This is a genomic window from Bacillus sp. AP8, assembly GCF_000321185.1.
Taxonomy (GTDB): domain Bacteria; phylum Bacillota; class Bacilli; order Bacillales; family DSM-1321; genus Bacillus_AD; species Bacillus_AD massilioanorexius.
On record NZ_CAPG01000019.1, the window covers coordinates 120,434 to 143,686 of the forward strand.

18 protein-coding genes are annotated in these 23,253 nt (G+C 35.2%); 10 read left to right on the top strand and 8 right to left on the bottom strand.

Going from position 1 to position 23,253, the window contains the following annotated elements:
• Positions 1–56: 56 nt before the first annotated feature.
• The 5 genes from BN349_RS03415 to BN349_RS03440 all read right to left on the bottom strand — a co-directional run bounded on the left by BN349_RS03415 (position 57) and on the right by BN349_RS03440 (position 6,160).
• A complete protein-coding gene (locus BN349_RS03415; protein ID WP_019240876.1) occupies positions 57–1,706 on the bottom strand; it encodes an amino acid ABC transporter ATP-binding/permease protein in 1,650 nt (549 codons plus the stop codon).
• Positions 1,703–3,430 carry an ABC transporter ATP-binding protein/permease gene (locus BN349_RS23230; RefSeq protein WP_019240877.1) on the bottom strand — a complete coding sequence of 576 codons (1,728 nt, stop codon included), beginning with the start codon at positions 3,428–3,430 and terminating at the stop codon, positions 1,703–1,705. The genes BN349_RS03415 and BN349_RS23230 overlap by 4 nt, the downstream gene beginning before the upstream one ends.
• Entirely contained in the window at positions 3,427–3,807 is a 381-nt protein-coding gene (locus BN349_RS03425) for a YbaN family protein (RefSeq protein ID WP_019240878.1), read from the bottom strand. The genes BN349_RS23230 and BN349_RS03425 overlap by 4 nt, the downstream gene beginning before the upstream one ends.
• Before the next feature lie 513 nt (positions 3,808–4,320).
• Positions 4,321–5,037 (bottom strand): hypothetical protein, encoded by a 717-nt coding sequence (locus BN349_RS03435; RefSeq protein ID WP_019240880.1) that lies wholly within the window; start codon positions 5,035–5,037, stop codon positions 4,321–4,323.
• Between the two features lie 13 nt (positions 5,038–5,050).
• A complete protein-coding gene (locus BN349_RS03440; RefSeq protein WP_019240881.1) occupies positions 5,051–6,160 on the bottom strand; it encodes a mandelate racemase/muconate lactonizing enzyme family protein in 1,110 nt (369 codons plus the stop codon).
• Positions 6,161–6,276: 116 nt separating this feature from the next.
• On the opposite strand from BN349_RS03440, the gene BN349_RS03445 reads away from it, so the two are divergent.
• A complete protein-coding gene (locus tag BN349_RS03445; protein ID WP_019240882.1) occupies positions 6,277–7,551 on the top strand; it encodes an HTH domain-containing protein in 1,275 nt (424 codons plus the stop codon).
• A 502-nt stretch (positions 7,552–8,053) separates the two neighbouring features.
• Here the strand turns inward: BN349_RS03445 and nhaC are convergent.
• Together nhaC and BN349_RS03455 are read right to left on the bottom strand one after the other, a co-directional pair.
• A complete protein-coding gene (nhaC, locus tag BN349_RS03450) occupies positions 8,054–9,478 on the bottom strand; it encodes a Na+/H+ antiporter NhaC (protein ID WP_019240883.1) in 1,425 nt (474 codons plus the stop codon).
• A 321-nt stretch (positions 9,479–9,799) separates the two neighbouring features.
• Entirely contained in the window at positions 9,800–10,891 is a 1,092-nt protein-coding gene (locus BN349_RS03455) for an amidohydrolase (protein ID WP_019240884.1), read from the bottom strand.
• A 603-nt stretch (positions 10,892–11,494) separates the two neighbouring features.
• Here BN349_RS03455 and BN349_RS03460 point away from each other — a divergent pair.
• The 5 genes from BN349_RS03460 (at position 11,495) to BN349_RS03480 (ending at position 18,799) form a co-directional block, all read left to right on the top strand.
• Positions 11,495–11,872 carry a PH domain-containing protein gene (locus BN349_RS03460; RefSeq protein WP_019240885.1) on the top strand — a complete coding sequence of 126 codons (378 nt, stop codon included), beginning with the start codon at positions 11,495–11,497 and terminating at the stop codon, positions 11,870–11,872.
• Positions 11,873–11,886: 14 nt separating this feature from the next.
• The gene (locus BN349_RS03465; protein WP_019240886.1) at positions 11,887–12,267 is read left to right on the top strand and encodes a hypothetical protein; all 381 of its coding nucleotides are present in this window, start codon (positions 11,887–11,889) and stop codon (positions 12,265–12,267) included.
• Between the two features lie 270 nt (positions 12,268–12,537).
• Positions 12,538–13,746 (top strand): DUF6361 family protein, encoded by a 1,209-nt coding sequence (locus BN349_RS03470; RefSeq protein WP_019240887.1) that lies wholly within the window; start codon positions 12,538–12,540, stop codon positions 13,744–13,746.
• Positions 13,743–15,521, top strand: a complete 1,779-nt coding sequence (locus BN349_RS03475; protein ID WP_232423511.1) for a phospholipase D family protein — start codon at positions 13,743–13,745, stop codon at positions 15,519–15,521. The genes BN349_RS03470 and BN349_RS03475 overlap by 4 nt, the downstream gene beginning before the upstream one ends.
• The gene (locus BN349_RS03480; protein ID WP_019240889.1) at positions 15,521–18,799 is read left to right on the top strand and encodes a DEAD/DEAH box helicase; all 3,279 of its coding nucleotides are present in this window, start codon (positions 15,521–15,523) and stop codon (positions 18,797–18,799) included. Before BN349_RS03475 ends, BN349_RS03480 begins: the two co-directional genes overlap by 1 nt.
• A 240-nt stretch (positions 18,800–19,039) precedes the next feature.
• Here the strand turns inward: BN349_RS03480 and BN349_RS03485 are convergent, their stop codons facing one another.
• The gene (locus tag BN349_RS03485) at positions 19,040–19,579 is read right to left on the bottom strand and encodes a DnaA N-terminal domain-containing protein (protein WP_019240890.1); all 540 of its coding nucleotides are present in this window, start codon (positions 19,577–19,579) and stop codon (positions 19,040–19,042) included.
• A gap of 336 nt (positions 19,580–19,915) precedes the next feature.
• On the opposite strand from BN349_RS03485, the gene BN349_RS26570 reads away from it, so the two are divergent.
• The 4 genes from BN349_RS26570 to BN349_RS03505 all read left to right on the top strand — a co-directional run bounded on the left by BN349_RS26570 (position 19,916) and on the right by BN349_RS03505 (position 23,177).
• Positions 19,916–20,047: a hypothetical protein gene (locus BN349_RS26570; protein WP_019240891.1), complete on the top strand. Its 132-nt coding sequence runs from the start codon at positions 19,916–19,918 to the stop codon at positions 20,045–20,047.
• A 17-nt stretch (positions 20,048–20,064) separates the two neighbouring features.
• Positions 20,065–20,262 carry a DnaA N-terminal domain-containing protein gene (locus BN349_RS03495; protein ID WP_019240892.1) on the top strand — a complete coding sequence of 66 codons (198 nt, stop codon included), beginning with the start codon at positions 20,065–20,067 and terminating at the stop codon, positions 20,260–20,262.
• Between the two features lie 166 nt (positions 20,263–20,428).
• Positions 20,429–20,758, top strand: a complete 330-nt coding sequence (locus tag BN349_RS03500) for a nucleoside triphosphate pyrophosphohydrolase (RefSeq protein ID WP_019240893.1) — start codon at positions 20,429–20,431, stop codon at positions 20,756–20,758.
• Positions 20,748–23,177: a DEAD/DEAH box helicase family protein gene (locus BN349_RS03505; protein ID WP_019240894.1), complete on the top strand. Its 2,430-nt coding sequence runs from the start codon at positions 20,748–20,750 to the stop codon at positions 23,175–23,177. The genes BN349_RS03500 and BN349_RS03505 overlap by 11 nt, the downstream gene beginning before the upstream one ends.
• Positions 23,178–23,253: the final 76 nt, after the last annotated feature.

Sequence of the window (23,253 nt, forward strand, 5' to 3'; positions counted from 1 at the left end):
GAGTATTGAGGCGTCCAAAAGTGATTGGAAATCCCTTTTGAGACAGCCTCAGTCTATTAAGCTATTTCAATAGTTTGTTGATTAATGTGATAGATTCGATCAGCTATCGATAACATGGAATCATTATGGCTAATAATAATCACTAGTTTATCTTTAGCATGTTCTTGGATTGTCTTTATAATATGTTTTTCATTCATAACGTCTAAATTATTTGTTGGTTCATCCAAAATATAAACAGGTGAGTTCTTTAGAAATAGTCGAGCTAAGGCAATGCGTTGAAGCTGACCACTTGATATATTACCGGCATATTCTTGCATATACGTATCTAAACCATTTGAGAGCGAGGATATAAATTCTAGTAAGCCTGCTTTTTTACAAGCCTCCATAATTTCATCTTCATGATAATTTTCCTTAAACATCGTTATATTTCTACGGAATGTATCTGAAAATACAATCGTGTGAGCATCAACTGTACTGAATTGATTACGTATTTGGTCTGATTGAAAACTTTCAATCGGTTGATTATTGATCAAAATTTGACCTGTAGAACGTTGTATATCTTGGAGTAGAAGAGAAATTAAAGTAGATTTCCCTACACCGTTCGATCCTTTAATGCCAACGATTTCTCCTTTTTTCCATTCCATATTGACATGTTGATATAGGATGTCCGAATTTTCATAACCAAAGGACACGTTATGAAAAGAAATACTTTTTATATCATCAATGTTTTCAGTACCTTCATTCGCAAACTCTGGTTTAATATTGAGCAATTGTAATACGCGTTTTGCACTAGCAAATGTATGCACTAAGCTTGCACTGAGCTGTGATAGCGCTAGACTTGGCCCAAAGGATGAAATCAAAAGTAAAAGAGCAAGGAGTGCTGTTGCTCCATCAATAGAATGATTACGATATAAATAAATAGATAGGATGACTTGAATAAAAATAGTTACATATAGCGCACAATCCGTAAATGCTTTTAGTATACCTTCATGTTTTTTCAAAGATTTAGTCGTGCTATTTAGTTGTTTGCTATGTTGGTCCATTCCATTTACCGTTTGTTTTTGATAACCAAAAATGATTAACTCTTTTATGCCTCGCATAGAATCCATTAGTAAGTTGCTTAATATTCCAAATCGGTTACGATAGGATTCTGCAGCGTCTTTACCAAATCGATAGGCTGCTTTTGGAATGATCCAAGCAATCATTACATAAGCGAGTAATGCGACTACACCAAATAAAGGATGTAATAGAGTAAAAAGACTAACGTAAACAATCGTTGTTAATATCCCTATGAAAACAGGTGCGATTGTATGAGCATAAAAGACTTCTAGAAGCTCGACATCCTTTGTTACGATATTCATAAACTCGCCCTTTTGGAATCTTTTTAGCTGTCCTTGACTCAATGAGCGTGTAATAGAAAAAATTTTATCTCGAATGATAGCTAATAATCGAAATGCTATATAATGTGTACAATATTGCTCGCTAAGACGAAAGATAGCTCGAAATATCCCGGAAAGGATGATGATCGTCATAAGGAACGAAATGCTGCCATATTCAGCAAAACCTCCAATTTGAATAATGGCCATTCCGCCGAATACACTTATAGCTGTAATCGCTAAATATCCCAATGTTCCTAGTAAAATGGTTACTATCATATGAGGAACTAATGGCTTTAATATAGAAACTAATTGTTTTAAATCTTTCATGACGCGTTCACCTCAAGAGAATGTTGCTCTTTATATAGATGAGCATAAATCCCTTCTTTAATTAATAGTTCATAATGTTTTCCTATTTCTACTAAACTTCCTTGATTAAAGACCAAAATCTCATCAGAATGTATGATATTTGGGAGATAGTGTGTAATCACAATAATTGTTTTTCCTTGTTTCTGAAGGTCCTTAATCATTTGAAAAATGTCATATTCACTTTGTTGATCAATATTAGCTGTTGCTTCATCAAAGATAATCACAGATGGGTTTTTTACTAACATTCTAGCGATAGCTAGCTTTTGACGTTGACCGCTCGATAAATTTATTCCTTCACTTTGGACAGGAGCGTGAAGTTTAGCACAAAATTCATGTAGTTTAACGAATTGCAACATCTCAATAGCTTGTTTTTCTGTTAATGTTGAACAGCCCATTTGTAAATTTGTGAATATCGTTCCTTCAAAAATGTGTGAATGATTACTCACACTACCAATATACTCATGGATGACTTCTGGAGAAATGTTTTTCATATTCTTATGACCAATTGTTATTGTCCCTGTAGATGGCTGTATAAAACCTTGCAAAAGCTGACTTATAGTAGTTTTGCCAGAACCGGATTGACCTACGATACCAATCAATTCGCCTTTTTTAATGGTAAAGGTGCATGGATTCAGCGTAAAGCTAGAGCTTTTGTCAGGATACGTATAGGAAACATCTTGTATATGAATCTCACCGTCTAGCGGTTCAGTAGAAAGCTTTTTGCTTGTTTCACTTTTCATTTCTAAAATAGATGTAAGTAGCTTTAAGGCACTCATACCGTTTAGACCCACATGAAAATAAGAACCTAGTAATCGCATCGGTACAAAAAACTCCACGGCTAAGATCGCAAAGCAAATAAAACCGAACAAAGTTAAATGATCGTTTCTGTAAGCAATGATGGTAAAGACAATTCCTACCGCTGTTCCTAAATAAGAGACCAGATCCATGATGGTTATGGATTGAAGCTGCATACGTAGTACTTTCATAGTCATAACTCGAAAATCCTCTGATTCTTTGTTCATCAGTTGTTGATACTCTTGATCTCCATCGTACATTTTTAGAGTATGGAGACCTTGAACGCCCTCAACAAACTTTTTCCCAACATTTAAGTACTTATTCCAATAGGAATGGAAAATCTGTTTTCCTATTTTGACTGCCGCTACAATTGCTACTGGAATCGCACACATGCTTATTAAAAGGAATAGGGTTATTTTCCAATGAATAAACGCTAATGTGATAAAAAGTAGGATTGGAGCCAGAAGACTATAAAACAATTGTGGTAAATATCGGCTGTAATAAATGTCGATGTTCTCAATTCCCTCAACACTTAACTGACTAATTTTACTGATTTGTAACTGCGTGATTTGTTGAGGTGAAAGAGATAGAAGCTTTTCTAATAACTCTCTTCGTAATTTATATTTCAATTCATGTGATGTATAATGTGTTAATTTTGTAGAGTAATAATGACATAGACCTTTTATGATTACTATCAATACTCCAAAAAGGTAGAAGCTTGAACTAATAGATAATGCTTGCTGTGAAAACATTTTTGAAAGGATTGCGGCTATTCCTACTGCAATCAGGATATTTGCTAGCAAATTGATTATTTGTAGAGCGGTGATCCACCCTAGAATTTTGAACAATGAATAGAATTTGGCATAAACCATCATTTCTTTTTGAATCATTCTGTAACCTCTTTCACTTGTATGGAAGGGATAACCCTCCATAAGATAATAAATTTTACAATTGCTAATGCGATAAGAAAAAGACGAATATGAATATGATTCATTAGACATCCACTAATAAACAGCAATAGATAAGCGGAAGTCAGTATTTCCGCTTTTTGTTTAATCGTTAACCCGTTGTTCTTTTTATAGGACAACACGTACTTTTTATATACTTTTTTATTTTTAATCCATGTCTCCCATTTCTTTGAGCTTTTGGCGAATAGGAAAGCAGCCAATAAAATGAATGGAGTGGTTGGGAGAATTGGGAGAATGACTCCTATCATTCCAATGGCAAAAACCACCCAAGCTAATAGAAATAATCCAATTCTTTTCATGTTGTAAACTCCTAATCTAGATAAGATGTATCAGAATGAGCCAAGTAATAGCTAATATAGTAAATAAGATATGGCTATAAAATGCTTTTTTATGCTTCCATACCTTTGGTGTAAGAAAAGCTATGATAAGAAGACCGGTATAAATGCTATATCCCGTCGTGCTAAAGGAACTGCGAAATAAATAAATAATCATGGAAACGACTGTTATTATTCCGAAGATAAAATGAGTTTTTTGTAAAATGCTATTTTTCTTGAATAATAAAAAGAAGCCTACTAATATTGTGAAAACAAGTGCGATTTTATGAATCATAATAGGTATATCCAAATGTTAATCCTCCAATAGTTATTCTAATATAATTTTATATTTTATTGATAACGATTATCAATGTCAATAAAAAATAAGAGAAAATAGAATATATGTGATAGTCATACTGAAGGTGTTAAATAAAAATAGGAGCTCGTAATCAGGAAATGATTACAAGCTCCTATCGCTTTTTTCTTTATGAAATTTCACTAAATGATTGCAGGCTTAGCGTAAACAATGGAGGCTTTACCTTCCACATTCTCCATTTTAATTCCTATCAAACCTTTTGAAAGCATTTCTTGTTGAGCGTTGATATCGTCCATAGGTATAGATATGTGCTCAATCCAATTTTGTTGGTTAGGTTCTTCTATGTCTTTTACAAAAATATAGCGGAGCTTTCCACCATATTTTTCTTTTAATGCAACTATTTTCATTCCTTGTGAAAACTTATCGATTAAACTAGGCATGTTGAAGGGAGCAACGGTACAGCATATGTATCGATAAGGAATGTGCGAGTGATCTAGTTCTTGCATAATGAGATTAGCAAGTAGCTTTTGTAGCTTATTTCCTCTATATGCGGGTAAGACATTAGATATTTCCTGATAAATGACTTTCGAAAGTTCATTGTCATCAAGACCAATATCTTTACCTAAATGATCGGCATCATCCATTGGAGGTACTAATAATGCCCGAAAGGCTATTAATTGCTCCTGATCAAAAGCCCCAATCATAAGGCCATTTCCTTCTAAAATATACGTATACTCCTCTTTAGAAAGGGGAGAGAGAATGGCTGGGTTTGGCAAATGTTCGATAACCTGCTGCTGAACATCTAGAATAGTAGTAAGATCTTTAATGTCTAGAGTTCTAACGTAAAAATTTACGATTTGATTGTTTTTCTTTAGTGTGCCTTCATACAATTTCTTCATATTATTAGCTTCCTTATTGAATAGAATCTGTGCACTTTGTTAAGCGCTTTAATATATCATGGTTCACCGTGATTCCTAACCCCGGTTGATTTGTCAAACGAATGAATGGAACATCATAATGTAAATCACCAATGTCTAAAGAAAATTTTAAAGGACCTGTTAGCTCAACACTTGTAATGATTTTTTTAGAGAAGGCTACATGAAATCCTGCTGCAGAGCCAATAGATGATTCTACCATCGAACCAATTTGACATTCAATGCCTGCAAGTTCAGCTTGAGCGGCAAGTTTAACAGCTGGATAAATGCCACCGCATTTCATTAGTTTAATATTTGCTTTATCTGCTGCTCGTCTTTTAATGACTTCTAACATTTCACGAGACCCTTTTATGCCTTCGTCAATCATTAATGGAAAAATACTTTTTGCTTTTACTTCTACCATTCCTTCTAAATCATCTGCTAGTACTGGCTGTTCGATCCAATCAATCTGACAATCTTGCAATTGATGTAAAGCCATCAGGGTTGTTGAACTGTTTTTCCAGCCTTGGTTGACATCTACTCGAATGGATATGTCATTTCCTACTTGTTCCCGAACAGCTTTAATTCGTTTTATATCTTCCATCACATTCGTACCAACCTTCATTTTAAAAGATTGATAGCCTTGTTCAATCATTGCTAGAGCTTCCTTCACCATATTTTCTGGAGTATCAATGCTTAATACATGTGTAATCGGAAATTCACGATGATAACGTCCTCCTATAAGTTGATAAATAGGCTGATTGACCTTTTTACCGATAATATCATGGCAGGCAATATCAATAGCGGCTTTGGCTGATGGAGACCCATAAATGGTATGGTTCATTATGTCATGTAGTTTCTCGATTTCCATAGGGTTTTTCCCGATGACGGCAGGTGCCAATGTGTGTTTCAAAATTTCGTAAACACCTTCACAGGTTTCGCCTGTTACATGTTCATCAGCTACTGCTTCTCCGTAACCGATAATGCCTTGATCTGTTTCCATTTTAACAATGACAGAAGGCATATAGTCATAGGTATGATAACTGATCACAAAAGGAACATGTAGCGGGAGATGAATCTTAAAGAGATGTATGGCTGTAATTTTCATTCTATTCACTCTTTTCATTTACAATATTTTTTCTATTCTCTATAATTGTCGTTATATAGACGTAAAACAAAGAAAATTTTTTGTTTAAAAATAACATAGCAATAGGAGATCGGATTATGAATATAAAAATGGCTGTTATTGGCTCAACTGAATTTATGGAGCAACTCTACGTTGTAGCTAATCAAATGAGTTCGATTGAAATTATTCCTTATGTATATAAGGAGCCGAAAGAAGCAGCCCAACTGGTACAACAGCTTAAGCCTTGTGATGTTGTCTATTTCTCAGGGGCTTTACCTTATTATTTCGCAAAAGCGGAACGAGAACAGCTCCAAATTCCTACCTTTTATTTAGAACAAGATGAAATGACAATCGCCACTTCTTTACTTTCGATTTTGTATCATAAAAAAGCATCCTTACAGCGTGTATCGATTGATTTGTTTAATTCTAACATTATGGAGAAAGTTTTGACAATGTTAGGTGTCGATCCAACATCTATGTATATGATTGATTATAAAAATAGACTAGATCAAGCTGATTTCGATATTGATCGAATTATTCACTTCCATCAATTATTATGGGAGCAAAAGAAAATTGACTTCGTGTTAACAAGTATTCATGCTATTTTCAATCAATTACAACAACTACATATCCCCGTTATGAAAATGACAGATCCACCTAAAAATATCATGAATAGCCTTCAAGCAGCTATGAATCAAGCCAATTACCTAAAAAGTAAAGCTGCACAAGTGGCTGTTGCATACATCTCTACGCATGAATCGATAGATTTACAAGGTTCATATCTTGATGAGATGTTACGCGGATTGAATGGTAGTATTCAACAGCTTGATGAGCATTCATATATTCTATACAGCAGCCGTGGTGAAACAGAATTACTATTAGAACAAAATGATTTCTCTCATATAGTGTCTCAATATAAAAAGGGTATTTCCATTGGCTTCGGTTATGGATTAACCATTAAGGATGCCAATCAAAATGCATTAATCGCTCTTCGTTTTGCTGAAAGGGATAGCGAAACAAGTTGTATATATGTTTTAACTGAAGAGAAAAATCTACTAGGTCCGTATCCAAATGAACAGAAGCATAACCGATTAGTTATTGATGATCCAAGCTTGCTTGAAATAGCTAAAAAAACCAAGCTTAGCCCATCCAATCTTTCAAAAGTTATGCAATTTAGTAAATCTAGATCGTCAACTACTTTTACAGCTGGAGATCTTTCAGACTATCTACAAGTTACGAAACGTACGGCTGAACGCACTATTAAAAAGCTACTAGATCACGGTTACGTAAAAATCGTTGGTGAAGAAATGACCTATCATCAAGGACGCCCTCGTGCAATTTACGAGTTGAGTATACCTCAAATTTATCAATAATACCGATTCATTATTTAAATCAAGAAGAGGCTTAAGGTTGTCTAACAAGGGATTTTTAATCCCTTGTTAGACGCCTTTACGATTCATACTGTAGTATTTATGTGTATTCTTTCTTCTTAATAAAAGCTGATGTATTACGCTTTTATAATGTGTTTCGCTTTATGATCTCTTCTTACATAGTCTGTTTTCACAAACTTTGTTGCAAATGAACAAAACGTAAGTATCGATTAAAATACGCTATAGGTTGCTCGCTTTCCGCGGGGCCGGCGGTAAGCCTCCTCAGCGTAAGCACCTGGGATCTCGCCTGTCCCGCTGCTCCCGCAGGATTTTCGCATCTTCCGCTCCAATCCACTTCCTTAATTAATAAGTATTATTTTTCCTTCTTAATGAAAACAATAATCGTGTAGAAAAAAGAAAGCTATTTCCTTTGAGCATTATGAAATAATGAAAATGACTTTTTGAGTAAGTCCTATAGCATCTTTTTCATTAAAAAGTATTATGGTTAATTCGTTACATTGATGGCTTTCTCGTCATTTTGCAAGGTAGCTAATTCTTCTTTTGTAAGCTTTGTAATCGTATAGCCAGTTAGTGCGAAAATGATAGAAAGAATTGGTACAGCATAGTTCAATATGGCATAAGGTGCATATTCAAAAACGCTGACGCCAAGTGTACCAAAGATGAAAACACCACATGTATTCCATGGAATGAATACCGAGGTTAATGTACCACCGTCTTCTAGTGCTCGTGATAAATTTTTGGAATGTAATCCTTTATCTTTATAGGCTTTGGCATACATTCGTGCAGGAATAACGATAGAGATATATTGCTCTGAGCAGGTAGCATTTGTTGTAAAACAAGATAAAATGGTAGAAACAACTAAAGATTTAGCTGATTTAGCTAGCTTCAAAATTTGTTTCACAATGGCATCAAGCATGCCGGCATTTTCAAGAATACCACCAAATGTCATAGCGACAATCGTCATGGAAACCGTATACATCATGGAATCTAATCCACCTCGGTTAAAGAGGTCGTCCACCATTTTATTTCCGGAGTCAATCACATAGCCGCTTTGAAGCGCTGTAAATGCTTCTGCGAAAGAACCTCCTTGAATAAAAATCTGTGCAAAGAAACCAAGAATGATTCCGATGATGAGTCCAGGAATGGCTGGTACTTTTCGTGCTACAAGAATAATAACAAGTAATGGAATGAGTAATAGAAATGGAGAAATAACAAAGTTGTCTTGTAAGGCTTGGATCGTCTGATCGATGTTGGCAGAATCTAAATGATTATCACCGAATTTTTTACCGATAAACGTATAAGCAATTAAGGTAATGATTAGTGCTGGAATAGTTGTATACAGCATGTGACGAATATGAACGAATAAATCCGTATCAGTTAAGCCTGAGGCTAAGTTTGTTGTATCTGAAAGAGGTGACATTTTGTCGCCGAAATATGAGCCGGAAATAATAGCTCCAGCTATCATTGGAGCAGGAATACCCATGCTTAAACCAATGCCCATTCCTGCAACACCGATTGTTCCCATCGTTGACCAAGAACTTCCGATAGCTAAAGAAACAACAGCACAAATAATGGTAATGGAAACGAGAAAGAAGGAAGGTGTAATAATTTGTAAACCATAATAAATCATGGTTGCCACAATACCTCCACCGATCCATGCACCGATTGTTAAGCCAACGAGCATAATAATGACAACAGCTGGTAGAGCAAGACGAATACCGTGATACATTGATTGTTCAATTTCGTTCCAAGTATAGCCAGAGCGCCATGCGACAAGAGCAGCTGTGATTGTCCCGATGATTAATGGTATGTGAGGACCTTGCTCTAGTTTAACAACGGCTATAGCCATCACAATAATCATAACCACTAATGGTATGATGGCTACACTAAACTTGATTTCTTTTTTCATATGTTTTCCCCCAAATCCCTTTGTTCTTTTTATTGGCTGTGCTCGTGATCTTCGTTGTCTATACCAAGTAGTGAGTATAAATGAAAACCAGCTTCTGAAATATCGCAGCAACGTTTCAATCAGCCAATGTCTTAATCAACTGGCTTTATATACCGAACGCATGTAAAACAACCATCTTATCGAAAACAGCCTGTTAAAAATGACACGACTATTTAAAAACGTCTTTAAATAGTCGTTAAATGTAATAATATACTTTTCTGTAAATTTAGTCAATTTATTATATAAAATTCCTTAACATCCTTTTATATCCAAAATGGTGATCTAAGCCCGCATCAATGTTGCGGCTAAAATACGAGCGCCATAATCAAGAGCAGCTCTATTAAAGCTCATATGAGGGTGGTGTAAGCCTGGTGAAAGATCTGCACCTAATCCAATCATTGTCGCTTTTACGGTAGGATGCTTAATCGTATAAAAATGAAAATCGTCACTGCCACTAGAAATCACAGAAGGCGCAGCAGCTTCTTCACCCATTACTTCTTTAATCGCCGCTTCAGCAATGGCTTCTGCCTCGTTTGAAATAACCGCACCAGGTGTAAAGTCTAACCAGTTATATTCGATTTCTCTTCCATAAAAAGTTTTTAAACCGTCTATTCCTTTTTCAATTTGTTTTTGTAAAGCTTGTAAAACATCATTATTTTGTGCGCGTACATCAAGGGAGAACTCAGCTGTTCCGGGTATTATATTGACACTTTCTCCACCAGCCATCATTTTTGTGAATTTGACTGAATGTGGCTCAAAAGGCGAGACGTAAATACTTTTCACGAATTGATGAAGAGCAACAAGTACATCAATAGCATTTTGACCTTGATGAGGCCTTGCACCATGTGCATCCGTACCTTTGATTTTTCCTTCTAAAAAAACAGCTGCTCCATGCTGTATAGAAGGGGCCACTTTTCCAAAAGGTAGCTCTTCAATAGGGCGAAGATGAACTCCAAATAAATACTGAACCTCATCTAAGGCCCCATGTTGAATCATAGCAATCGAGCCGTTGCCTTTTTCCTCAGCTGGTTGAAAAATAAAACGAATCCTTTTACGAGGTTTTTGATCTTTTATGTATAAAAGTGCTCCAAGAACGATGGAAATGTGAGCATCATGTCCACAGGAATGATTCGCTTTCCAGACGCCATCCACTTCCTGCCAAAGAGCATCTAGATCAGCACGTACGGCTACTACTTCATCGTCTTCACCAATCTCGGCAATAAGTCCCGTTACATCAGAAAAACGCCGATAAGTTACCCCTAGGTCATCTAGTATTTCAGCAATTTTATTAGTCGTTTTATACTCCTTCCAGCTTACTTCAGGATGGGCATGAAAATAGTCAAAATACGTAAGAATTTGGCTTTCATATTTCAATAGTAACTCCTCCTATATTTGGATTAGACCGTTTTGGAAAATATTGTTGCTTATGAACAGGAATGGAGTAAAAGTTAAAAATCTGCTTCAGGATGCTCGCTTTCCACAAAGCGGATGATGAACCTTAACGCTCTCTTGTGGGGGCTAATCTGTCTCGTTGATCTCACAGGAGTCTCGCACTTTCCTCTCAACTCCATTTCCCTTTCATGATGTATGATTCAACTAATCTTATACAACAATCTTTTAGGAAACAGTCTTTTATGATTTTGTGATATTACTATACATTAGTCTGTTGATAGAATTCTAGTCTTAGTTGATGAAATATTCTGTATGCTTTATAAAATAGTCGCAATTTTATTACTTTGAAACTTTTTTAATGTGACATGTATATTGCCACGTTCTTTGCTAATATAGTGAATAGAAAAAGGGAATAAAGAAATGTTTATCCTTCATAGAATGATGTGTTGAGCATGTATTTTGCTTTATCCATTCCATTGTGAAGCTAGATGATAAATGTGCATTTTCAATGGGGAACAGCTATTTTGAAAAAAGAAATTTAAAAGATAACTCGAAAAAATAAAGAATCTTATGGAGGTGCCTGAAATGGGTATTATGGATGGTTTATTAGGAAATTCGTCTTCAGTTAATGTTGAAGCAGTGGCAGACGAACTAAAGGATGTTTTATTTCCAGGAGAAGAAGTAAAGCAAGCATATAAGTTAATTAGGGATTTAATCGTATTTACAGGGAATCGATTAATTTTAGTTGATAAACAAGGAATCACAGGGAAGAAGGTAGAATATCATTCGATTCCATACAAAAGCATTTCTCACTTTAGTACGGAAACGGCGGGTACATTTGATTTAGATGCTGAACTGAAAATTTGGATTTCAAGCTCTACCACACCGATTGAAAAGACTTTTAAAAAAGGAAATAGCATTGCTGATATTCAAAAGCTATTAGCCTTTTACGTGTGTGGGTAAATAGGAATATTGGAGTGAATGAAATAACAAAGCAGCCAAATGGCCAAGCACTTTATGTCATAAGAAAAAATCCAATTATATCTAATGAAAATAAGGGTGGACAGTTATGTTTACATGTCATCATTCGGGACAGTTATGATTCTCCTGGCAGAAAAGAACTGTGTTTTTACGATACAAATCGAGGGCATATGTTTCCTGGAGAACTAAAAGAGATCTTTGACCATGGTTTTACATTTCAAGATGATCGAAATGGTGAATGGATTTTAGAAGAAGTTGATTTAGATACATTTAAAAATGATCCTTTTATTTCAGCAGTTAATCGTCATGAATTAGCTCAACAATTTACAACGACAGAAGAACTCTGGAAGTGGTATCGGGAGGAGTTTTCGATTTGAAAGCCGATTGATAGGCTTTAGATTTACCAAGATTGAAGTCATTATCAAATATTAAATCTTATTTTGTAAAGATACTAAACAGAAAGTCTTCCTTCTTTTGATGGAAGACTTTCTTTCGCATGTAAAGGTTATATAACGTATTCTATATGTTAATAAACGAAGTAATGCTCATCGGATTTATCGCTAGTTGATAAAAAAATGTTGATATAATAGATTTATGAATTTTGTCCTATAAACTTAAACAATCAAGGAAAAATGGAGAGATAGAAGATGTTACAAAAAATACAACTAGGTTGGATTGATTATTCGAATGAACATCGAAATAAAGTGATGTCAGTCCTTCAAGCTTTAGCGACACCAGAGGCAATTGATGAACTAGGAATTGGATTAATTAGGGATGGATTTGCGGATGTATTTTTTCCAGGGACTTCTACGATCCAGACAAGAGCGAAGTATTTCTTTATTGTACCGTATATTCTAATGGAACTAGAAAGAGGTAATATACGAGATTCGAAGAAATTTCTTAAAAAATTATATAGCGAAGAAATAGCGTTAATTCCAGTTTTAAAGGAAAAGGGAACAGAAGGTGTGATTGGTGCACGTGCGGGAAAAGGGTTAAAACGAAAGCCTTCCAGTATTTATTGGAGTGGCTTGCGGACGTTTGAAATATTCAAATATCCACTTTTATCATTAGATGGCTATGCAAAAGAATTTTGTAAGATAAAGAACCATAAAGATATGTTGAAATCAAGTGGATTTGAAAAGGAAGGAATGCAAGAGGATGATTCAGATGCTCTTTCTGGAGAAATCTCTAGTACGTTTTGGAGAAGCCTTCTTCCTGATGAGGATTGGAAGGAAGATATTTCGATGGAGTTAACAGCAGAAGAGGCAAAGTTTTTAAAGGATCGCATTCTAAAGGCACAAGCAACCAAAGACTCGTTATTTGCTCATATTTTGCAAAAGGATGGAGAGTCCATTTTTGACGCTAGCTATTTCGAGTCGATTCATCTGAATGATTTGCCTGACCATATAAAAGCTGATTTTAAGATGGCGACAGATTTCAGTGAGTTTATCTTTGGAGCGATTATTCGATATAACGTTATTTTATCCGATGGGAAAAATGAAGAAGCAAATAAAAAGTGGCAGCAATGGATCAATAGTTCATATGTACAAAAGGAACTTGCTACTTTTGATTATGAAAGCATATTTTCTCGATTAGACATTACGAATATCAAGCTTCGTCATTTTATTAAAGAATGGAAAGAAGTTGTTCTAACGAATAATGAAGAGGCTATCGATCAGGTTATTATAAAGCGAGAAATGAGTATTAAAGGAAAAGAACGAGCAAAGCTACGAAACTATAAGGTGTATGCCTATAAGGATGGCGACTGGTACGGTGGACATACTCGTTTGCAGTATAGATTTCATGACGCGAAGAGAATTATTGCAGATATTTACAATGGATTGGAGAAGGCATGATGTTAAAACCAGCTGAGAATAGACTGAACTATAGTGATTTGCTCATTCCAGCCGAAGGCTATGAGTTAGACTTTGCAATGGGGACAACGTATTCCTTAGATCTAGAGGCGTTGATTGGGATTCCTTTATCTCTAAGCTTATCAGAGGAAATGGATGAAACCTTTACATCGAATCCTTTATTTATGTTAGAAGGTCTGCGGAAAAGTACGGATAAGTTCGCGGTTTTTTGTGAGGCCGGTCAAATTAAAGTACCGCAAAAAAGTAATTCTATCTTTTCGCTACTTGAAAACAATGTCTTTGAAGTGGCGTTACAAAATGAAAAATCCTTTCATCCAAAGCTATGGGTCATTAAATATTTGAATAACGAGGGAGAATCGCTTTTTCGCTTAATTGTTTTAAGTCGAAACTTAACCTTTGATCGAAGCTGGGATATGGTTGTTTGCTTAGAAGGCAAGAAAAATAAACGTAAAACCTTAAAGAATAGACCATTAGCTGATTTTCTTTCCTTTCTCATTCCATTTGCGAAACGGGATCGAAAAACGAAAAAGATGAAAAAGCTGATTGAAGAATTAGATTATGTTCATTTTAATCCGCTTGATAAAAACATCCCGTCCTTTGATTTTCACCCTATTGGCATTGAAGGATATGGAAAAGAAGAAACAGAAATTTTTCAGACGTATCATCATCTGCTGATTTTTTCTCCTTTTTTAAGTGAAGGTACTTTGAAGGAGCTCCATTCTCTTTCGTTAACAAATGCTACGAAAATATTAATAACGAGAAGAGCGGAGTTAGCTAAGTTGTGTGATGAGATATTTGACGGTTTTACTATCTATGTACTAAAGGATTTTGTGGTTGAGGGTGAGAGTAGCTTAAGTGAGAACAATGAACAACAAAGTGTCGCTAAGCTACAGGATATTCACGCTAAAATGTATTTGCGAACAAAGTATAGTCAGCATCATATTTATATAGGTTCAGCCAACTGCTCCCACAATGCCTTTAATGGAAATGTCGAGTTTTTGTTGAAGCTTCAATATCAAAAATACGGGTTTAAAATTACACAGCTTTTGGATGATTTATTCGGTGAGGATGAAGCAGAAAGTCCATTTGAATTGGTAAGTGAACGACCGAATTTTGAACAAGTAGACGATGAGCTATCAAACCAGTTACAAAAAGCGATTAAACAAATCTGTCGCACAAAGCCTAGTGCAGAGGTCAAACAAAAAGATGATATCTATCGTGTCGAAGTTCATCTAGCTGAAATACCTTTGGATGTAAAGCTAACGATATCACCATTATTAAGTAAGCGAGAACAAGCACTAGAAAAAATCACAGTTTTTGATAACTTAAGTTTAATTGAATTAGGTGAATTTTATTCAGTAAAAGTGAGTAAGGATGGTCAATCGCTTGAAAGAGTAATCAAAATTGTTACAGAAGGAATTCCTGAAGAAAGAGATTCTGAGGTCTATCAGCTTATTATTCAAGATAAGCAAACCTTTCTTCAATATGTCTCTTTCTTATTAGCGGATGATTATTTATTGTCAGCAATGGAACAAATGGAGTTAAAACGTCATTCATTGGGAGTCCTTACACATGCTAGTGAAACAAGTCAGCCTGTTATATATGAGAATATGTTAAAGGCAACAGCAGAAGCACCACACAAGCTAGAGGATATCCATCAAATCATCGAAATGATTCGGGATAAAGAAATTATTCCAGAAGATTTTGAATCGGTATATACAACGTTTCTAGCAGTAGCGAAGAAGGTGAAAAGATAATGGATATACAAAGAATTGAGGATAACATTTTAGCAGGATTAAAAGACTTTCAACGGGCCACAGTTGATCGAGTATCCGATTTGTTTATTCATGACTATTCACGTGTGTTAGTTGCAGATGAGGTAGGTCTTGGGAAAACATTAATTGGCCGTGGTGTGATAGCGAAAATGGCACGATATCATCGCGAGGTACTGGACGATGATTTATTTAAGGTGGTCTATGTTTGCTCGAATCAAAGTATTGCTGGGCAAAACCTTAATAAATTGAAAATTGATCCAAATGTAACGGTAGAAAATTCTTCTGATACTCGACTATCGATGCAGCATTTGAAAATATTTGAAAGCATACATGATACGAAGCTTAAGAACAATTATATTCAATTGATTCCTTTAACACCTTCTACTTCTTTTAATTTGACTAGTGGTTCTGGAAATGTAAATGAGCGAGCTCTTATATTTGCTGTGTTAAAGAAACATCCTGCATTTCAAAGACATCTTACTGAATTAGAGACATTACTCATCAATGAAGCGTTCATAGGGTGGGGATATTGGGCACCAGAGTATGAACGAAAGGTAGCTGAGTGTGATGCAAGTAATGAAGGGAACTATCTTCTAACAATGATTGAAAAAATAGATTTGTATTTTCAACAATATGAATCTATGCTTCAAGAAATCATTTTAGCATGCAATCACATAAAAAAGGGTGAGAATAATACTCGAGAAAGAAATAAAGTGATTCATCGACTTCGAAAAATGATGGCTGAAATTAGTGTGGATTTAATACAGCCTGATTTAGTGATTATGGATGAGTTTCAACGATTTCCAGAATTGATTCACTCGGATAGTGATAGCGAAACAGCTTTATTAGCAAAGAAATTTTTCAATATAGAGCAAGAGAATAATGAAAAAGTGAAAATTTTACTGTTGTCAGCTACTCCATATAAGCTGTATTCAACACTAGAAGAAATGAATGAGCAGCAAGAGGATAGTCACTACAAAGAATTTATGCAGGTCACACAGTTTTTGTTTGAAAATCATCCTGAACAGCAGGAAAAGTTCACGGCGATTTGGCAGGATTATTCGATTTCATTAGGAGAGATGACAAGGGATCATTTTGCAATGATTACCGCTAAGAAAACAGCTGCCGAGGACATGCTGTATAAAGGCATTGTCCGAACAGAAAGATCAGTCATTGAAGGATCAGCCGATTTAATTGATGTGAGTAATCACAATGGAAAGCTAGAAATTTCTGAGGACGATGTTTTGTCATATGTAGAAATGAATCATTTATTGAAAAACATCGGCTTACCAGAAAATCTACCAGTGGAATACATCAAATCAGCACCATACACGATGTCGTATATGGAGCATTATAAATTGAAGGAAAAAATCACGAACTATTTCATCAAGCATCCAAATGAAATTAGTAAAGCAAAAAATGCGAAGTTATGGGTAAATCGAGCGACCATTAATAAATACGGTGATTTACCGATTACGAATGCCCGCATGAAAAATTTACAGGAAAATGCACTTCCAAAGGGAGCAGAAAAGCTTATGTGGATTCCACCGTCTCTACCGTATTATGAGTTTGGTGGTTCCTTTAAGAATCACGAGCATTTTTCAAAGGTGTTAGTGTTCTCCGCTTGGGAAATGGTACCTCGTTCGATTGCCACTTTGGTTTCATATGAAGCGGAAAAGCGAACGGTAGGGCAATTAATTTCGGTAACGTCGAAAACGAAGAAGAAAATCAAAAATAAACAAGTTGATAATCGAACATATTTTGCACAGAGAAGATTTCCAGCACCACGTTTAACCTTTACAATGAGAGATCAGCTTCCGGCCAATATGAATTTTCTTTGCTTATTGTATCCGTCTGTAACGTTGGCCAAACTTTTTAATCCAATTATAGCACTTAATGAAAAGCGTTCATTAGCGGAATGGAAGCATCAAATCAAAGAGAAAATAAACCAATTATTACATCAAATTTCATATATAACCAAGGATGAGGATGGAAGAGAGGATCAGCGCTGGTATTACATGGCACCACTATTATTAGATTTAAAGGAAGAAGTGATTCAAAACTGGTTTGAAGAACCACAAATGATGGCAGGAAAAACAGATGAATCAGATGATCAAGGGGCATTAAGAAAGCATTTTGATCGTTTAAGAGAATTATATGAAAGTGAAGAGCGACCGGTATTAGGGAAAAAACCAAGTGATTTAGTGGATGTGTTAACGAATATGGTGCTTGGTTCACCTGCGGTTTGCGCCTTGCGTATGCTGGGAGTGAATGTTCCGCGAGCACCTATGCAAGCAGTAGCGATTGCTAAAACAATAATTGACCGCTTCAACGGACAAGAAGCGATTGCTATCGTTGAATTAGAATATGGGACTGGAAAAGAAGGAGCGCATTGGCAAAATGTATTGAAATACTGTGTCGATGGCAATATGCAAGCGATGCTAGATGAGTACGCTCACATGCTTTCTGAAGGACTGGATGTATCTGAAGAAGGCAAAGAGTTCGCTAATGAGATACTAACCGACAAAATGACCAACTCACTAAGAACCCATACGGCTAGCTATAATGTCGACAATTTCAATACATTTAAGAATCGAATCAGTACTGCAAAAAAACGGAAAAAAGGAACAAGAGACAGCTATATGAAAATGAGAACCAATTATGCTGTCGGATTTGTTGATGTGAAAATAGATGAAAAAAGCACTCAGCGAAAAGACAATATTCGCCTTGCTTTTAACTCGCCTTTTAGACCATTTGTATTAGCGAGCACGTCCATTGGACAGGAGGGTCTAGATTTTCACCATTATTGTCGGAAAATTGTTCATTGGAATCTACCTTCGAATCCTATTGATTTGGAGCAAAGAGAAGGAAGAATCAATCGTTACAAATGCCTAGCGATTCGAAAAAACATAGCGGAAAAATATAAAACGATTCATTTTGAAAAAGACATTTGGAATGAATTGTTCGCCGTCGCGAATGAGCAAGAAAGAACAGATGATTCATGTGAGCTGATTCCATTCTGGTGTCTGCCTGGTAATCAACCTTATAAAATTGAACGAATTGTTCCATCCTACCCACTAAGTCGAGATGGTGCAAAATATGAAAGACTGATCAAAATCTTATCTCTTTATCGACTAAGCCTTGGTCAAGCACGGCAGGAAGATTTGCTAGAATATCTATTTAATAATGGGGTGACTAGTGAAGAGATGAAGGGATTATTTATGAACTTGAGTCCGTTTTATAAAAATAAGAAGAATTAAGTAGATTAAAAGTATCTTTAAGGACAGAAAACTTTTGTAACAGACTTTCTGTCCTTGAAGTGTATGTGTATAGAATAATTTTGAATTATAGGTACTTCCTTTTAACTTGCTAATACTTATATCATATGTGTAAAAATATATGTATTTAATGATTAATCTTGCTGCTTGATAATTGGATTAATTGGCCCAATCGCTTTTTAATGAATAATTAACGATTATTTATATTTGCTGTAATCTTAATTAAGTTAGTTCTTTTTGTTTAACAATGAAAGAAATAGTGAATGATTGACCTGTTAATTCTTGAAGTGAAGAGACTATGAGTGTTCTATATCTATTTTCTAGCCAATCTCTAGCAAACTCATTGGGAGCAGATACAGTCAAAGTGGTTTTGGAAATTGCTTCTGCGTTGGCAGATAATAACCATGTTTCAAAGCTAGGTTTTTTCACTATTTTACTAAGATCTAATAGAATATGAGACCACAGTTCATGCACATCGTATTCTTTTATAGGAAGCTTGCGAAATTTATGGATTCTGTTTTCTTTATTTTTTTTGTTATAAAAATGGATGTCTTCGGATGGAAGTAAGATTTTTAGAAGGTCTGACAGTGATGAGGGCTGATTGTTTTCAAATGCACTACTAACATTTTGTATGTTTGGTAAAGCCGGATCTAAATTTGTAATGAGTAGCTTAATTAACGTGTTTACTTCTTTTTGTTGAATATAAAGTTCAAGCAGTTCTTTGTTTTTCAATAAACTTCTTATCTCTTCATTTGTAATCACTTATGTCACCTCTTATTTTCAATATAGCATAGTTGAAAAGGTGGTGGCTAATGACAAATGGATCAACTATTTACACTGGTAAGGAATTAATGTATTAAAAAAGAAAAAGTAGAGCTTAGTAGTAGAAATAATATTAGGCTATACGGACTATATTGATTTATAAGAGTACTTTTTAAAATTGAGAAAACAACGTATAGTTCTAGTTCTTGTTATAATTGATAACGTATATGAAGGTTAATAATTATTTAGGTTTACATCATTGAAGCTGAGATCTAGAAGTTTGTATATAGTTGAGACACACCATGTTTATTACAAATAAGGAGGCAGTTAAATCCTATGAATAAAGAACCTTTAACAGTTGAACAAGTCCAAGATATGATAGAAGAGATGAATATAATGAAGACAATTCTTAATAAAAATATAGTATTGCTACAGGAATTCTTGAAAAATCAAGAAAATATAAGGTAGACACTATTAAAGAGGAAGTGCAAGAAGGTTCTTCGAAAGCAAAAAGTGAAAAACCTTTAGATAATATTCAAGAAATTTGGACAGAAGTATTAGTAGAATTGAAGAAAATAGTGAGTAAGCCAAGCTTTGAAAATTGGTTAAAAAATACAAATGTATTAAGAATAGAATTCGATACAATTATCGTAGCGACTCCTAACGAATTTGCACGAGACTAGTTAGAAGAGAGGTATACTTTACTGATTAAGAAAACTCTTCAAAAAATAACGGGTAAGGAGTATGTAGTTCGATTTTCTTGTACAAATCCTGTTAGAGGATTTTACTGAAATAAGCAACCTTCAAAAGTAAAAAATTAATTATCAATAACAGAAAGGAAGTGTTGTTATGCCAGTACATAACAAATTAGTTCGAGATTTAATTCCAAATATAATTGAAAAAACAGGAAAGAAGTTTACAACAAGAATTTTGGATGAAGAAGAATATGTAAAAGAATTAAAGATTAAGAGTAAGGAAGAGTTGAATGAGTATTTTGAAGCAGAAAATGATGAGGATGCTGTAGAAGAATTAGCGGACTTGCTTGAAATAATTCATACATTAACATATTGTCATGGTTCAACTCCTGAGAAGCTAGAGCAGGTTCGTAAAGAGAAGGCAGCTAAGCGTGGTGGATTTCAAGAGAAGATTTATTTAATTGAGGTTGAAGATGACAAGTAAGGTTCAATTAATTACGCATGATTTGGTAGCGAGTTTGAAAGAGAATATAAGTCATGCTAAATCATGCTACATATTAACATCTTTTGTTATGAACTCAGGAGTAAAGCTATTGGATCCTATCTTAACAGAAGCAGCTGTACGAGGTGTGGATATCAAGGTTGTGACAGGTGATTATTTGTATATTACGCAACCTGAAGCATTGGAGCACTTGATTTCAATTCATCCGTCGATTGAAGTTCGCTTATGGAAAAGTAGAGGAATTTCCTTTCATCCGAAGGCTTATATATTTGAGAGTGAAGAGAATGGTTCATTCATTGTAGGTTCTTCTAATCTTTCAAAATCGGCTTTGACAAAAGGGGTAGAGTGGAATATTTCTGTACAAGAGGGTGAAGAAGGAACAGCCTTTGAACGGGTAGTAACTGAATTCTTTAACGTCTTTTATCATGAATCTACTGTCTCTTTAAATGAAGAAACGGCTAAACAATATAAGGAAGAGTATGATCAATTCCATCAAAAGAATACTAGTTTAGTCCGCGTATGGTCAGAACGAGAAGAAATTGAAATGACACTACCAGTTGATAAAGGAGAAGATGGTGCTGAGTATACAGAACAAATAATTGAGCCTACTGCGCCATATACGGTTATCGCTCCACGATTTGCTCAAATCGATGCGCTAGCAGAATTAGAAAATAGTAGAGAAGAAGGTTATGACAAAGCGATGATTGTCATGGCCACTGGTTTAGGAAAAACGTATTTGGCCGCTTTTTTTGCCAAACATTATTCACGTATTTTATTTATTGCTCATTTAGAGGAAATTCTGTATCAAGCAGAAGCGTCCTTTAAAAAGGTTATTTCCGATAAATCAACTGGTATTTATAATGGAAAACAAAAAAATCCTGATGCAGAAGTTATCTTTGCTTCTATTCAAACCTTAAGTAGAAAGCGTCATTTACAAATATTCTCACCAGACGATTTTGATTTAATTATTGTCGATGAATTTCATCACGCAGCAACAAATACGTATCAGAAAGCGTTGCAGTACTTTCAACCACAATTTTTATTAGGGATTACTGCAACACCAGATCGCAATGATTTCCGAGATATTTATGCCATTTGTGATGGGAATGTGGCTTACCGTATCGACTTTATTGAAGCAATTCAAAAGCAGTGGCTAGCTCCTTTCCATTACTATGGAGTCTACGATGAAACGAACTACTCGCAAATTCGTTGGTTAGGAACAAAATATGATGCAGCTGAGCTTGCTGTTGCACAATTGAAGGAAGAAGTTGCTGAGCATATATTTCAATCGTGGATGAAATATCGTCAAACGAGAACTATCGTTTTTTGTTCTAGTATTGTACAGGCGGATTATTTATCTCAATACTTTAATAAACAAGGTGTAGAGGCAGTCAGTCTGCACTCGAAATCATCTATTGCTCGTGAAAAAGCCATTAAACAATTAGCTGAAGGTAAGCTTGATTGCATTATGACAGTCGATCTATTTAATGAGGGAGTGGACATTCCTACTGTAGATACATTATTGTTTGCTCGTCCAACAGAGTCATTAACTGTCTTCACGCAGCAAATTGGTCGTGGCTTGCGAATCGCAGAAGGAAAATCGTATTGTGTCATTATTGATTTAATTGCCAATTATCGAAATGCTGACATCAAACAGTCGTTATTCTACTTACCTGGAGATGAGAAGAAAAAAACAGCTCAAGAGCGAGTATTACCAGAAGGTTGTCTGGTAGAGATTGAGCTAGAAGCGAAGCAATTAATCGAAGAACTAGCGAAGAAAAAGATGCCACGCAAAGACATGCTTAAAGCGAGCTATGAGCAAGTAAAGTTGGAGTTAGGAAGAAGACCATCATATTTAGAAATGCATATGCATGGCTCTGAAGATAGTCGATTATTCAAGCAAGAATTTAAATCGTATTTTGCCTTCCTACAGTGGGCAGATCAATTAAATGAACATGAAAGAGAAGTCTTCCAACGGTATGAAGACTGGTTCTATGAAGTAGAAAGAACAGGAATGGCAAAAAGTTATAAGATGATATTGCTATTAGCTATGCTCGAAAGAGGACCTAGTAACTGGATGAAGCCTATTACAGCTAAGGAAGTGGCTTACTTCTTTCATAAATATCTAACAGAAAAAGAATATCGTAAACGTATTGATTTTAGTGACAATACAACGAAAAAACTGTGGAATTACAACGAAAGCAAGGTTGCAGGGTTAATTGAAAAAATGCCAATGACTAAGTGGAGTGGAAGTTCTAAGGGTATGTTGCAGTTTCAAAAAGGTGTGTTCGGCCCTACTTTTGATGTTGGGGCAGAAGATGAAGGAATTGTTTATGATTTCACGAAGCAGATTTGTGAGTATCGATTGCAGGGGTATTTTGAGAGGAAGAAGAGAAATTAAATCCTAAGTGTTTTTGATATGTGTTTCTGAACACAATACACGTTGCGTGCTAAGTAAAATAACAAACAAAAGAGGC